This window comes from Stutzerimonas decontaminans, from assembly GCF_000661915.1.
GTDB lineage: Bacteria > Pseudomonadota > Gammaproteobacteria > Pseudomonadales > Pseudomonadaceae > Stutzerimonas > Stutzerimonas decontaminans.
This window is the reverse complement of sequence record NZ_CP007509.1, coordinates 3,605,663-3,619,253: the sequence shown is the minus strand read 5'-3', so window position 1 is coordinate 3,619,253 and position 13,591 is coordinate 3,605,663. Positions and strand designations below refer to the sequence as shown.

The following is a 13,591-nucleotide window of genomic DNA, read 5'->3' as shown; positions in this document are numbered from 1 at the left end:
GTTGCGCGCGACGGGTACACCAGAAGGGGCGCATAGGCGCCCCTTCTGGTGTAAATTGTCCACCCCCGTTGCGCCATGGTGGTGCGGCTGGCTTGAGTCGCCTGCTAGAGGCGTCCAGCCTGAACGCTCAAGGCTTGTACATGACCGATTCTTTTCCCCCCTCGCGACTAGTCTGCGGTAGTCGCGTTCTCGATCTATCCCGTCCGCACGTGATGGGAATTCTCAATGTCACCCCCGACTCTTTCTCCGACGGTGGCCGCTTTGCCGAGCGCGATGTTGCTCTGCGGCATGCAGAGGCAATGGTTGCTGCCGGGGCTACGCTGATTGACGTTGGTGGAGAATCCACAAGGCCCGGTGCGCGCGCCGTATCGCCAACCGAGGAGTTGGAACGGGTTGCGCCAGTTGTCGAGGCGGTCGCACGGGAGCTGGATGTAGTGGTTTCGGTGGACACCTCTACACCTGCGGTTATCCGTGAATGCGCTCGGCTGGGTGCGGGGCTGATCAATGATGTGCGTGCTCTGCAGCGCGACGGCGCTTTGGATGCCGCCGCTGATACCGGTTTGCCGGTTTGTCTGATGCATATGAGCGGCGAGCCGGGCGATATGCAGAACGACCCCCGCTATGAGGATGTTGTTGATTCGGTCTGTTCATTTCTCGAGCAGCGAGTCGCGGCTTGCGCGGCAGCTGGGATTCCCGTTGAACGTATAGTTCTTGATCCCGGCTTTGGTTTTGCCAAGACGCTGAATCATAACCTTGTGCTATTCCGGCATATGGAGGTGCTCCATCGATTGGGGCTCCCTTTGCTGGTGGGGGTCTCGCGTAAGAGCATGATTGGGGCGGTCCTTGGGCGCCCGGTCGATGAGCGCTTGTATGGAAGTCTGGCATTGGCGGCGCTCGCGGTGAGCAAGGGGGCGCAAATTGTGCGTGTCCATGACGTTGCCGAGACGGTTGATGTGGTTCGAATGATTGCTGCAGTGCAGGCGGCGGAATAGGGAAGAAACCATGACTAGAAAGTACTTCGGCACCGATGGCATACGTGGGCATGTTGGGCAGCCTCCGATCACTCCGGATTTCATGCTCAAGCTGGGCTGGGCGGCCGGCATGGCGTTTCGCAAACAGGGCAAATGCCGGATTCTGATCGGCAAGGACACGCGCATCTCGGGCTACATGTTCGAGTCGGCCTTGCAGGCGGGTTTGTCAGCAGCTGGGGCTGACGTCCTGCTACTGGGGCCTATGCCGACGCCGGCGGTTGCCTATCTGACGCGCACCTTTCATGCGGAGGCTGGCATCGTCATCAGCGCCTCGCACAATCCGCACCACGACAACGGCATCAAGTTCTTCTCGGGGCGTGGTACCAAGCTTCCGGACGAAGTGGAGCTGATGATCGAGGAGTTGCTCGACGCACCTATGACGGTGGTCGAGTCGGCTCAGCTGGGGAAGGCGTCGCGCATCAACGATGCCGCGGGTCGCTACATCGAATTCTGCAAAAGCAGTGTGCCGACCAGTACCGATTTTTCCGGCCTGAAGCTGGTGATCGACTGCGCACATGGCGCGACATACAAGGTCGCGCCCAGCGTTTTCCGCGAGCTGGGTGCCGAGGTGGTGGTGATTGGTGCGCAGCCGGATGGCCTGAACATCAACGCGGATGTGGGTTCGACTCACGTCGCGCAGCTGCAGAAGGCTGTTGTCGATCATGGGGCTGATCTGGGTATCGCCTTTGATGGTGACGGAGATCGAGTGATGATGGTCGACCACACGGGAGCCGTGGTGGATGGCGACGAGTTGCTTTACATCATCGCAACTGATCTGCAGGAGCGCGACCGGCTCTCTGGCGGAGTGGTGGGTACGCTGATGAGTAATCTCGGTCTCGAGCTGGCCCTGAAAGCGCGGGAAATTCCCTTTATTCGGGCCAAGGTAGGGGACCGCTATGTGATTGCTGAAATGCTCGATCGTGGCTGGGCGTTGGGTGGTGAGAATTCCGGGCACATTGTCTGTGCTCAGCACACGACTACGGGGGACGCGATAATTGCAGCTCTGCAGGTAGTGCTGGCGCTGCGTCGGCGCGGGCAAACACTGGCTCAGGAGCGGCTGGCATGGCACAAGTGCCCTCAGGTACTAATCAATGTGCGCTTTTCAGGTGATCGTGACCCCATTGCTCATCCCAGCGTGCAGGCTGCTTGCGACAGTGTCACTGAGCGCATGGCGGGGCGAGGCCGCGTGCTCTTGCGCAAGTCCGGGACCGAGCCGCTGGTGCGCGTAATGGTCGAAGGCGATGACGAAGTCCAGGTGCGCGGTATGGCGGAAGAGCTGGCCAGAGTCGTGACTGAAGTTTGTGCATAATCGCGCTTGCCAGGGCGATTGCTGTTGAGTAACATCTGCGCCCACTTTGACCGATGAGGTAAAGCATGCGTCGCCCCATGGTAGCTGGTAACTGGAAAATGAACGGTACCCGCGCTAGCGTCGCAGAGCTGATCGAGTCTCTCGGGCTGCAGGCATTGCCTGCAGATGTCGAGATTGCAGTGTTCCCATCCTGCTTGCATGTCTCTCAGGTGCTGAGTGGTTTCGATGGCTCCGTTGTGGCTGTTGGTGCTCAGGATTGTGCGGTGCAGAACGGCTTCGGAGCGCTGACCGGCGAAGTGTCAGCCGAGCAGTTTGCTGAGGTCGGGTGTGAGTGGGTTTTGGTTGGGCACTCCGAGCGTCGCCTGCTATTGGGTGAGACGAATGAAGTGGTCAGTCGCAAGTTTTCAGCAGCTCAGGCGGGTGGTTTGAAGCCTGTGCTGTGCCTGGGTGAGACGCTCGAAGAGCGGGAGGCAGGCAAGACGCTTGAGGTGGTTGGGCGTCAGCTGGCGCAGGTGCTGGATGACCATGGTGTCGCGGTATTTGAGTCGGCGGTTATTGCTTATGAGCCTGTTTGGGCTATTGGTAGTGGCCTGACCGCAACACCTGAGCAGGCCCAGGAAGTACATGCTGCCATTCGAGAGCAGTTGTCGCGTAAGGATCGTCGCATCGCTGAAGGTGTGAGGCTTTTGTACGGCGGCAGCGTCAAGGCGGAAAATGCCGCTGAGCTATTCGCGATGGCGGATATTGATGGGGGGCTGGTTGGTGGGGCCTCTCTGAAAGCGGATGAATTTGGTGCGATCTGTCGCGCCGCGGGGAACTGATCAGATGTTGCAAACTGTCGTGATTGTGGTGCATCTGCTGGTTGCTCTAGGTGTTGTTGCGCTGGTGTTGCTGCAGCAGGGCAAAGGTGCGGATGCCGGTGCTTCTTTCGGTTCGGGTGCTTCGGCAACCGTTTTCGGAAGCCAAGGTTCTGCTACCTTTTTAAGTCGGCTTACTGCTATACTTGCTGGCGTTTTTTTTGTGACTAGTTTGGGTTTGGCGTTCTTCGCCAAGCAGCAAGCTGATCAGTTGTCCCAGGCGGGGCTGCCGGATCCAGCGGTATTGGAAGTTCCGGTAAGCAAGCCAGCAGTAGAAGATGTGCCTGTGCTCGAGCAGCGCAAGCCAGCAGATGCTGCAGGTGATTTGCCTGAAGTGGAAAAAGGGCAATAAGGTTTTTGCCGAGGTGGTGGAATTGGTAGACACGCTACCTTGAGGTGGTAGTGGCCATAGGCTGTAGGGGTTCGAGTCCCCTCCTCGGTACCAAACAAGCAGGCCCGCCTAGTGCGGGCTTTCTTGTGTTTTAAGGGTTTTAAGTTGACCTGTATTAGGCGCGAGTCGTATAATTCGTGCCCAGTTTGACGCGGGGTGGAGCAGTCTGGTAGCTCGTCGGGCTCATAACCCGAAGGTCGTTGGTTCAAATCCAGCCCCCGCAACCAGTCAATAAAGAGCCCCTGTTCAGGGGCTTTTTATTAGCTTGAGGCCAGGTCGCCGGCATTTACAGGCGGTCAAAGGGATGGGCGTTTCGCCCATTTTTTATTTGTACAGCATGCGCGAGGGACTTCGATGTCGAGCAAGCTAGAACAGTTGCAGGCCTTGCTGGCCCCGGTGGTTGAGGCGCTTGGCTATCAGTGCTGGGGTATTGAGTTCATTTCCCAGGGGCGGCATTCATTGCTGCGAGTCTATATCGACCATGCCGATGGCATCCTCATCGACGACTGCGAGAAGGTCAGCCGTCAATTGAGTGGTGTGCTCGACGTGGAAGATCCGATCAGCGTGGACTACACCCTTGAGGTTTCTTCTCCCGGTATGGACCGGCCACTGTTCACCATCGAGCAGTACGCGGCACATGTCGGTGACCAGGTAAAAATAAAGCTGCGCTCGCCCTTCGAGGGCAGGCGCAATTTCCAGGGTCTTCTCCGTGGGGTGGAAGAGCAGGATGTTGTGGTGCTGGTAGATGACCATGAATACCTGCTGCCGATCGACATGATCGATAAGGCCAATATCATTCCCCGTTTTGACTGAGAGCGGATCCCGCGGACCCCAATGGATTGCGAAAGGCGAGGCGTACGATGAGCAAAGAAGTACTGCTGGTTGTGGAGTCGGTGTCCAATGAAAAGGGCGTACCGGCGAGTGTGATTTTCGAAGCGCTGGAGCTGGCCTTGGCCACAGCTACCAAGAAGCGTTACGAGGACGAAGTTGACCTGCGTGTAGAAATCAATCGCCAGAACGGCAGCTATGAAACGTTCCGTCGCTGGACCGTGGTCGACGATGAGCATTTCGACGATCCGGCGCATCAGCTGGCTCTGGATCAGGCTCAGGAGCGCAATCCTGACGCCAAGCTCGGTGATGTCTTCGAAGAGAAGATCGAATCCATCGAATTCGGTCGTATCGCCGCGCAAACCGCCAAACAGGTGATCGTGCAGAAGGTCCGTGAGGCCGAGCGTGCGCAGGTGGTAGAAGCCTATCGCGATCGCCTGGGCGAAATAATTTCCGGCACGGTCAAGAAAGTCACCCGCGACAGCGTCATCGTTGATCTTGGCAATAACGCCGAAGCGTTGCTGGCCCGCGAAGACATCATCGCGCGTGAGACTTTCCGCGTCGGTGCCCGTGTTCGCGCACTGCTCAAGGAAATTCGCACCGAGAATCGCGGGCCGCAATTGATTCTGTCGCGTACCGCGCCGCAAATGTTGATCGAGCTGTTCCGCATCGAAGTGCCGGAAATCGCTGAGGGGCTCATCGAGGTCATGGGCGCGTCTCGTGATCCAGGCTCGCGGGCCAAGATCGCCGTTCGCTCCAAGGACAAGCGCATTGATCCGCAGGGAGCCTGTATTGGCATGCGCGGTTCGCGCGTTCAGGCGGTCTCGGGCGAAATTGGCGGCGAGCGGGTCGATATCGTCCTGTGGGATGAGAACCCCGCGCAGTTCGTCATCAATGCGATGGCGCCCGCTGAAGTTGCGGCGATTATCGTCGACGAAGATGCTCACGCCATGGATATCGCAGTCGCCGAGGATAACCTGGCGCAGGCGATCGGCCGTGGTGGTCAGAACGTGCGTCTGGCCAGTCAGCTGTCCGGCTGGACGCTGAATGTAATGACCGAAGCGGACATTCAGGCTAAGCAGCAAGAAGAAACCGGCGACATTCTGCGCAACTTTATCGAAGAGCTGGACGTCGATGAGGAGCTGGCTCAGGTGTTGGTCGAAGAGGGCTTTACCTCCCTCGAAGAGATTGCCTATGTCCCCATGGAGGAAATGCTTGGCATCGAAGGCTTCGACGAAGACATCGTCAATGAGCTGCGTACGCGGGCCAAAGATCGCCTGCTGACCAAGGCCATCGCTAACGAGGAGAAGCTTGCGGACGCTCAGCCGGCTGAAGATCTGCTGGCACTCGAAGGCATGGATAAAGAACTTGCGGTCGAGTTGGCCGTGCGGGGCGTCATCACCCGCGAAGACCTGGCCGAGCAGTCGATAGACGACCTGCTCGACATAGACGGCATCGATGAAGAGCGTGCCGGCAAGCTGATCATGGCCGCCCGAGCCCATTGGTTCGAGTAAGTAATTAGCGGCCTGAGGAGAGAAATGCATGACGGAAGTCACGGTGAAAGAACTGGCCCAGGTGGTCGCCACACCGGTCGAACGACTGCTTCAGCAGATGCGTGAGGCAGGACTGTCGCACACCAGCGCCGAGCAAGTAGTGACCGATAGTGAGAAACAAGCCCTGCTGGCCCATTTGAAAAGCAGTCATGGGGCAAAAGTGGATGAGCCGCGCAAGATTACCTTGCAGCGCAAAACCACTACCAAGCTGAAAGTTGGTGGCAGCAAAACCATCAGCGTCGAAGTGCGCAAGAAGAAGACCTTCGTCAAGCGTAGCGCCGAGGAGATTGAGGCCGAGCAGCGTCGTGAACTCGAAGAACAGCGTGCTGCGGAAGAGGCTGCTCGTCTGAAGGCCGAGCAGGAAGCCCGCGAGCGTGCCGAAGAAGAAGCGCGTCGTCAGGCTGAGTCGACCAAGCCTCAGGGCGAAGCGTCTGCGCCGGCAGCTGTTGAGCCGGCGGTGAGCGCCGAACCTGCGCCGGTTGCGGTCGAGCCTGCAGCTCCTGCGCCGGATCGCAAGAAGGAAGAGCCGCGTCGTGTCGAGAAGCCGCGCAGTGATGACGACGAGCGTCGTGATCGCAAGCATGCGCAGCATCGCCCGTCGCTCAAGACTAAAGCGCCGTTGGCACGTACCGTGCGCAGCGGTGATGACGAGGCCGATGGCTTCCGTCGCGGTGGCCGCGGCAAGTCCAAGCTCAAGAAGCGTAATCAGCATGGGTTCCAGAGCCCAACAGGACCTGTCGTGCGCGAAGTGTCGATCGGCGAAACCATCACTGTGGCTGAACTGGCCCAGCAGATGTCGGTTAAAGCGGCCGAAGTCATCAAGTTCATGTTCAAGATGGGTTCGCCTGTCACCATCAACCAGGTGCTGGATCAGGAAACTGCTCAGCTGGTTGCCGAAGAGCTGGGCCACAAGGTCAAGCTAGTCAGCGACAACGCTCTGGAAGAGCAACTGGCCGAACTGTTGAAGTTCGAAGGCGAGTCGGTCTCGCGTGCACCGGTCGTGACCGTGATGGGTCACGTCGACCACGGTAAGACATCGCTACTCGACTACATCCGTCGCGCCAAGGTCGCAGTCGGCGAAGCCGGCGGTATCACCCAGCACATCGGTGCTTATCACGTCGAAACCGAGCGTGGCATGGTGACTTTCCTCGACACCCCAGGTCACGCGGCGTTTACCGCCATGCGTGCTCGCGGTGCCAAGGCGACCGATATCGTGATCCTGGTGGTCGCAGCGGATGACGGCGTGATGCCGCAGACGCAGGAAGCCGTTCAGCACGCCAAGGCGGCTGGCGTTCCGATCGTGGTTGCGGTGAACAAGATCGACAAGCCGGATGCCAACCCGGACAACATCAAGAATGGCCTGGGCGCGCTCGACGTGATTCCGGAAGAGTGGGGCGGCGACACGCCGTTCATTCCGGTCTCCGCGAAGATGGGTACCGGCGTCGATGAGCTGCTCGAGGCCGTCCTGCTACAGGCCGAGCTTCTCGAACTCAAGGCAACGCCTTCGGCGCCTGGCCGTGGTGTCGTAGTCGAGTCGCGTCTGGACAAGGGGCGCGGTCCGGTAGCCACCGTACTGGTTCAGGACGGCACGCTGCGTCAGGGCGACATGGTGCTGTGTGGCGTCAACTTCGGCCGCGTTCGTGCCATGCTCGACGAAAATGGCAAGCCGGTGAAGGAAGCCGGTCCGTCCATTCCAGTCGAGATTCTTGGCCTGGATGGTACGCCGGAAGCCGGTGACGACCTGACCGTCGTGGCTGACGAGAAGAAGGCCCGCGAAGTTGCCCTGTTCCGTCAAGGCAAGTTCCGCGAAGTGAAGCTGGCGCGTGCGCACGCCGGCAAGCTGGAAAACATCTTCGAGACCATGGGTCAGGACGAGAAGAAGACGCTCAACATCGTGCTCAAGGCGGATGTGCGCGGCTCGCTCGAGGCTCTGCAGGGCTCGCTCAACGGCCTGGGCAACGACGAAGTGCAGGTTCGCGTAGTCGGTGGTGGTGTCGGTGGTATCACCGAGTCCGACGCTAACCTCGCGCTGGCCTCCAACGCAGTGCTGTTCGGCTTCAACGTGCGGGCTGATGCCGGTGCGCGCAAGATCGTCGAGGCCGAAGGCCTGGACATGCGCTACTACAACGTCATCTACGACATCATCGAGGACGTCAAGAAGGCGCTCACCGGTATGCTCGGTAGCGACGTTCGCGAGAACATCCTCGGCATCGCCGAAGTTCGTGATGTGTTCCGTTCGCCGAAGTTCGGTGCGATCGCCGGTTGCATGGTCACCGAGGGCATGGTGCACCGCAATCGTCCGATCCGCGTCCTGCGCGACGATGTCGTGATCTTCGAAGGCGAGCTGGAATCGCTGCGCCGTTTCAAGGATGACGTTGCGGAAGTCCGCGCTGGCATGGAGTGCGGTATCGGCGTGAAGAGCTACAACGACGTCAAGGTCGGCGACAAGATCGAAGTGTTCGAGAAGGTCGAAGTGGCGCGTTCGCTGTAAGCAAGCGTCAATCTGAAAGCTGGGAGCAAGGAGTCGGTGATCGCCTAGGCGCGGTTACCGCTTCGAGCTTCCAGCTTTCGGCTTTTAATCGGGTGGAAATTTATGGCCAAAGAATTCAGTCGTACCCAGCGTATCGGCGATCAGATGCAGCGCGAACTGGCGTTGCTCATTCAGCGTGAGATCAAGGATCCGCGTCTGGGCCTGGTCACCATCACCGCTGTCGACGTCAGTCGCGATCTGTCCCACGCAAAGATCTTCATCACGATCATGGGGCAGGACGACGATCAGGAAGCGGTCAAAGGTAACCTGCGCATCCTCAACGACGCTGCCGGCTTCCTGCGCATGCAGCTCGGCAAGAGCATGAAGCTACGTACTGTTCCGCAACTGCATTTCAACTACGACGCAAGCATTCGTCGCGGGGTCGAGTTGAGCTCGCTGATCGAGCGCGCAGTGGCCGAAGATCGCAAGCACAGCGACGAGCGCGGAGAGTAAGCGTGGCCCAGGTCAAGCGTGTACGCCGTAACGTCAGCGGCATCATCCTGCTCGACAAGCCGCGCGGGTTCACCTCCAACGCTGCACTGCAGAAGGTTCGCTGGCTGCTGAATGCAGAGAAAGCAGGGCATACCGGAAGTCTCGATCCGCTCGCCACAGGTGTGTTGCCGTTGTGTTTTGGCGAGGCGACCAAGTTCTCGCAATACCTGCTGGACGCCGACAAGGCTTACGAAACGGTCATGCAGCTGGGCGTCACCACGACCACTGCCGATGCCGAGGGCGAGGTTCTGGAGCGCAAGCCGGTGGCGGTCACCATCGAGCAGTTGGAAGCGCTGTTGCCGCAGTTTCGTGGCGACATCCTGCAGGTGCCGCCGATGTATTCGGCACTCAAACGCGACGGTCAGCCGCTATACAAATTAGCGCGTGCCGGAGAAGTGGTGGAGCGCGAGCCGCGTTCTGTTAACATTGCGCGCCTGGAGTTGCTATCGCTCGATGGCGACAAGGCGCGACTGGCTGTGGCATGCAGCAAAGGCACCTATATCCGTACCCTGGTCGAAGACATTGGCCACTTGCTCGGCTGTGGTGCGCATGTCGCCGAGCTTCGGCGAACCCAAGCCGGTCCGTTCGACCTGTCGCAGACAGTGACGCTCGAAACATTGGAGCAGTTGCATGGCGAGGGCGGCGCCGAGGCGCTGGATGGTCTCTTGCAGCCGGTGGATAGCGGGCTTGAGCATTGGCCGTTATTGCAGTTGTCCGAGCACAGTGCCTACTACTGGCTGCATGGACAACCGGTGCGGGCACCGGAGGCACCGAAGTACGGCATGGTTCGCGTACAGGATAACAATGGTCGCTTCATCGGCATCGGTGAAGTGAGCGAAGACGGGCGCATCGCGCCACGTCGGTTGATTCGGTCGGAATGACCGTTACGCGGCGCGTTCGCGCGCTGCGTCAGAGGGTGGCTGTCAGCAGGCACGGTCATTTCTCTTTATTAAACACGGGATGATTCCCGGCCTGTTCACTCTAGGAGCCCATCATGGCACTGAGCGTTGAAGAAAAAGCCCAGATCGTTGACGAGTACAAGCAAGCTGAAGGCGATACCGGTTCTCCGGAAGTGCAGGTTGCCCTGCTGACCGCCAACATCAACAAGCTGCAAGGCCACTTCAAGGCCAACGGTAAAGATCACCACTCGCGTCGTGGTCTGATCCGTATGGTTAACCAGCGCCGCAAGCTGCTGGATTACCTGAAGGGTAAGGACACCACTCGTTACAGCGCCCTGATCGGTCGTCTGGGTCTGCGTCGCTAAGCGATGCTGGTGCGAAGCTGAATGCCGAAGCTGGAAGTGGGGCTCGTCCCTGCTTCCAGCTTTTGCCTTTCAGAGCTACACCTCTGGACAGCGCTCGGGTTCGATACCCGGCACTGCCCAAGAATTCGAATAAGGCGCTTCGCGCGTGGCATGGCCCGTGAGGCGTGACAAAGTTTCCCCCAAGGCAACATAGAGAAGGAACCACCGTGAACCCGGTAATCAAGAAATTTCAATTCGGTCAGTCGACCGTAACTCTCGAGACTGGCCGTATTGCCCGTCAGGCCAGTGGCGCCGTACTGGTGACCGTTGATGACGACGTGACCGTGCTGGTCGCAGTCACCGGTGCCAAAACCGCTGATCCGAGCAAGGGCTTTTTCCCGCTCTCGGTCCACTATCAGGAAAAAACCTACGCTGCCGGAAAAATCCCTGGCGGCTTCTTCAAGCGCGAAGCGCGTCCTTCCGAAAAGGAAACGCTGACCTCGCGCCTGATCGACCGTCCGATCCGCCCGCTGTTTCCGGAAGGCTTCCAGAACGAAGTCCAGGTCATCTGCACCGTCGTATCGACTAGCAAGAAGACCGATCCGGACATCGCTGCGATGATCGGTACTTCCGCTGCGCTGGCAATTTCCGGCATTCCCTTCAATGGCCCGATCGGCGCTGCACGCGTCGCTTTCCACCCGGAAACCGGCTACCTGCTGAACCCGAACTACGAGCAGCTCAAGGCTTCCAGCCTGGACATGGTCGTAGCCGGCACCAAGGACGCCGTGCTGATGGTTGAGTCGGAAGCCAAAGAGCTGACCGAAGACCAGATGCTGGGCGCCGTACTGTTTGCCCATGATGAATTCCAGGCTGTGATCCAGGCTGTGACCGAGCTGGCTGCTGAAGCCGCCAAACCGCGTTGGGACTGGCAGCCGAAAGCGGAAAACACCGCGCTGCTCGATGCCATCCGCAGCGAGTTCGGCGAAGCGATCTCCCAGGCTTACACCATCATCATCAAGCAGGACCGTTACGCGCGTCTGGGCGAGCTGAAAGATCAGGTGGTTGCCAAGTTCTCTGGTGAGGAAGGCCAACCGTCTGCCGGCGAAGTCAAAGAAGCCTTTGGCGAAATCGAGTACCGCACCGTTCGCGAAAACATCGTCAACGGCAAGCCGCGTATCGATGGTCGTGATACCCGCACTGTGCGTGGCTTGAATATCGAAGTCGGCGTACTCGACAAGACCCACGGCTCGGCTCTGTTCACCCGTGGCGAAACCCAGGCGCTGGTCGTGGCCACCCTCGGTACTGCTCGTGACGCGCAGCTGCTCGACACCCTTGAAGGCGAGAAGAAAGATCCCTTCATGCTGCACTACAACTTCCCGCCTTACTCGGTGGGCGAGTGCGGTCGTATGGGCGCTACCGGTCGCCGCGAAATCGGTCACGGCCGCCTGGCTCGTCGTTCGGTTGCTGCCATGCTGCCGAGCGCTGACGAATTCCCGTACACCATTCGCGTGGTTTCGGAAATCACCGAATCCAATGGTTCCAGCTCCATGGCCTCGGTCTGCGGTGCTTCCCTGGCCCTGATGGACGCCGGTGTGCCGATGAAAGCACCGGTAGCCGGTATTGCCATGGGTCTGGTCAAGGAAGGTGACAAGTTTGCCGTTCTGACCGACATCCTTGGCGATGAAGATCATCTCGGCGACATGGACTTCAAGGTGGCCGGTACCGCCAAAGGCGTTACCGCACTGCAGATGGACATCAAAATCCAGGGCATCACCGAAGAGATCATGGAGCAGGCTCTGGAGCAAGCTCTGGAAGCCCGCCTGAACATTCTTGGTCAGATGAATCAGGTCATCGGTCAGTCGCGTACCGAATTGTCGGCCAACGCTCCGACCATGATCGCGATGAAGATCGACCAGGATAAGATCCGCGATGTCATCGGCAAGGGTGGCGCTACCATCCGCAGCATCTGCGAGGAAACCAAAGCCTCGATCGACATTGAGGACGATGGCTCGATCAAGATCTTCGGTGAAACCAAGGAGGCTGCAGAAGCCGCCAAGCAGCGCGTTCTTGGCATCACTGCCGAGGCCGAGATCGGCAAGATCTACGTCGGTAAGGTTGAGCGGATCGTTGACTTCGGCGCGTTCGTCAACATCCTGCCTGGCAAGGACGGCCTGGTGCATATCTCGATGTTGAGCGATCAGCGTGTCGAGAAAGTCACCGACGTGTTGAAGGAAGGTCAGGAAGTGAAGGTACTGGTACTGGACGTGGATAACCGCGGCCGTATCAAGCTGTCCATCAAGGACGTGGCTGCGGCGGAAGCTTCGGGCGTCTGACGCAACTGGCAGTAAACAAAAAGGGCCCTCTGGGCCCTTTTTGTTTGCCTGTCCGCCACGCGCCCGCCGGGCCTTCCGATATTGCAACTTGCAAGCAGCGGTACGCGCAAACTTGCAATGTGCAACTCGGCTGGATTTTTAGATAACCGTAACCTATTGATTTTGTTGATAAAAAATATGTGACCGAGTTGGCACACCGCTTGCGCTGTTATCTGTGCATCTGAGGCCGGAGTCATGCCCCAGAAATCACGAGAACAGGAGTGACATCTATGAAGACTACTCAGACCCTCACCGCCGCCGCCATTGCCGCCGCTCTCAGCCTGCCCTTCGCCGGTGCTGCGCTGGCCGACACGCCTGCAATCGACAAGACCGACACTGTCATGCTCGCTGCCAACACCATGGATGACGCAGGTGACGCCGCTTCCGATACCTGGATCACCACCAAGGTGAAGTCCACGCTGCTGGCTGAAGATGCCACCCCGGGCATGGATATCGAAGTGGAAACCAAGGATGGCGTCGTGTCGCTGTCCGGTACTGTAGCCACCGAGGCTGAGAAAGAGGCCGCGATTGCCAAGGCCAAAAGCGTCAAAGGCGTTCGTGATGTCGCCGCTGACGGCCTGAAAACGGCAGATTGATACAGTTCTTTTCCCCGCTTGCTGTTGGCGGGACGGAGCACGAAAACCCCGCTTGATAGCGGGGTTTTTTATTGGCTAGTTTCCTCGCTGGCTGTCGATCTTCCGTAGCCGACTACCTTCGAAGCGCAAGAAATGGAGCATTCCATGGTTCGGCCCATAGACCCATTCCTCGACTGATACCTCCTGCCGATAGCCATATTCGTCAATGATCTCCTTGTAGCCGACCATTGAGCTAGAGGTCGGCTCCCCGCATTTGCTGCGAACCTCTGCCGTGGTCGCGTCCAGGCTTACCAGGCGGCTGTTACAGCGATAAGTCGAGGATGCCTCTGCTTGCAGGCTGCCCAGCGACAGCAAGAGTAGTAACGCGGGTAGGTGACGGCTCATTGGCT

13 protein-coding genes and 2 tRNA genes are annotated in these 13,591 nt (G+C 58.9%); 14 read left to right on the top strand and 1 reads right to left on the bottom strand.

All coding sequences use genetic code 11. From position 1 onward, the window contains the following. Window positions 1-140: 140 nt before the first annotated feature. From folP to UIB01_RS16680, 14 genes are all read left to right on the top strand, one after another. Window positions 141-992, top strand: coding sequence for a dihydropteroate synthase (gene folP / locus UIB01_RS16745; protein ID WP_038663008.1), 852 nt, complete (start codon window positions 141-143; stop codon window positions 990-992). 10 nt (window positions 993-1,002) lie between these two features. Further along, on the top strand, window positions 1,003-2,340 hold the full coding sequence (gene glmM, locus UIB01_RS16740) for a phosphoglucosamine mutase (protein ID WP_038663004.1): 1,338 nt from the start codon (window positions 1,003-1,005) through the stop codon (window positions 2,338-2,340). 65 nt (window positions 2,341-2,405) lie between these two features. Next, window positions 2,406-3,161, top strand: a complete 756-nt coding sequence (gene tpiA, locus UIB01_RS16735) for a triose-phosphate isomerase (RefSeq protein WP_038663002.1) — start codon at window positions 2,406-2,408, stop codon at window positions 3,159-3,161. A 4-nt stretch (window positions 3,162-3,165) separates the two neighbouring features. Next, window positions 3,166-3,549 carry a preprotein translocase subunit SecG gene (secG, locus tag UIB01_RS22540; RefSeq protein WP_051605105.1) on the top strand — a complete coding sequence of 128 codons (384 nt, stop codon included), beginning with the start codon at window positions 3,166-3,168 and terminating at the stop codon, window positions 3,547-3,549. Between the two features lie 7 nt (window positions 3,550-3,556). Then, window positions 3,557-3,642: transfer RNA gene (locus UIB01_RS16725), tRNA-Leu, on the top strand. Window positions 3,643-3,738: 96 nt separating this feature from the next. Then, window positions 3,739-3,815: transfer RNA gene (locus tag UIB01_RS16720), tRNA-Met, on the top strand. A gap of 127 nt (window positions 3,816-3,942) precedes the next feature. Continuing rightward, on the top strand, window positions 3,943-4,401 hold the full coding sequence (rimP, locus tag UIB01_RS16715; RefSeq protein ID WP_038662996.1) for a ribosome maturation factor RimP: 459 nt from the start codon (window positions 3,943-3,945) through the stop codon (window positions 4,399-4,401). A gap of 47 nt (window positions 4,402-4,448) precedes the next feature. Beyond that, window positions 4,449-5,930 (top strand): transcription termination factor NusA, encoded by a 1,482-nt coding sequence (gene nusA / locus UIB01_RS16710; protein ID WP_038662993.1) that lies wholly within the window; start codon window positions 4,449-4,451, stop codon window positions 5,928-5,930. Between the two features lie 28 nt (window positions 5,931-5,958). Next, window positions 5,959-8,460 carry a translation initiation factor IF-2 gene (gene infB / locus UIB01_RS16705; RefSeq protein WP_038662990.1) on the top strand — a complete coding sequence of 834 codons (2,502 nt, stop codon included), beginning with the start codon at window positions 5,959-5,961 and terminating at the stop codon, window positions 8,458-8,460. A gap of 102 nt (window positions 8,461-8,562) precedes the next feature. After that, complete coding sequence (gene rbfA / locus UIB01_RS16700) at window positions 8,563-8,952, top strand: 30S ribosome-binding factor RbfA (RefSeq protein WP_003280893.1); 390 nt, start codon at window positions 8,563-8,565, stop codon at window positions 8,950-8,952. Window positions 8,953-8,954: 2 nt separating this feature from the next. Then, window positions 8,955-9,872, top strand: coding sequence for a tRNA pseudouridine(55) synthase TruB (gene truB / locus UIB01_RS16695; protein WP_038662986.1), 918 nt, complete (start codon window positions 8,955-8,957; stop codon window positions 9,870-9,872). Between the two features lie 113 nt (window positions 9,873-9,985). Continuing rightward, on the top strand, window positions 9,986-10,255 hold the full coding sequence (gene rpsO / locus UIB01_RS16690; RefSeq protein ID WP_038662983.1) for a 30S ribosomal protein S15: 270 nt from the start codon (window positions 9,986-9,988) through the stop codon (window positions 10,253-10,255). 206 nt (window positions 10,256-10,461) lie between these two features. Continuing rightward, on the top strand, window positions 10,462-12,567 hold the full coding sequence (gene pnp, locus UIB01_RS16685) for a polyribonucleotide nucleotidyltransferase (protein ID WP_038662980.1): 2,106 nt from the start codon (window positions 10,462-10,464) through the stop codon (window positions 12,565-12,567). Window positions 12,568-12,836: 269 nt separating this feature from the next. Further along, on the top strand, window positions 12,837-13,202 hold the full coding sequence (locus UIB01_RS16680; protein WP_038662976.1) for a BON domain-containing protein: 366 nt from the start codon (window positions 12,837-12,839) through the stop codon (window positions 13,200-13,202). A 75-nt stretch (window positions 13,203-13,277) separates the two neighbouring features. Here the strand turns inward: UIB01_RS16680 and UIB01_RS16675 are convergent, their stop codons facing one another. Then, on the bottom strand, window positions 13,278-13,586 hold the full coding sequence (locus tag UIB01_RS16675; RefSeq protein WP_038662973.1) for a DUF2845 domain-containing protein: 309 nt from the start codon (window positions 13,584-13,586) through the stop codon (window positions 13,278-13,280). Between the last annotated feature and the right edge of the window lie 5 nt (window positions 13,587-13,591).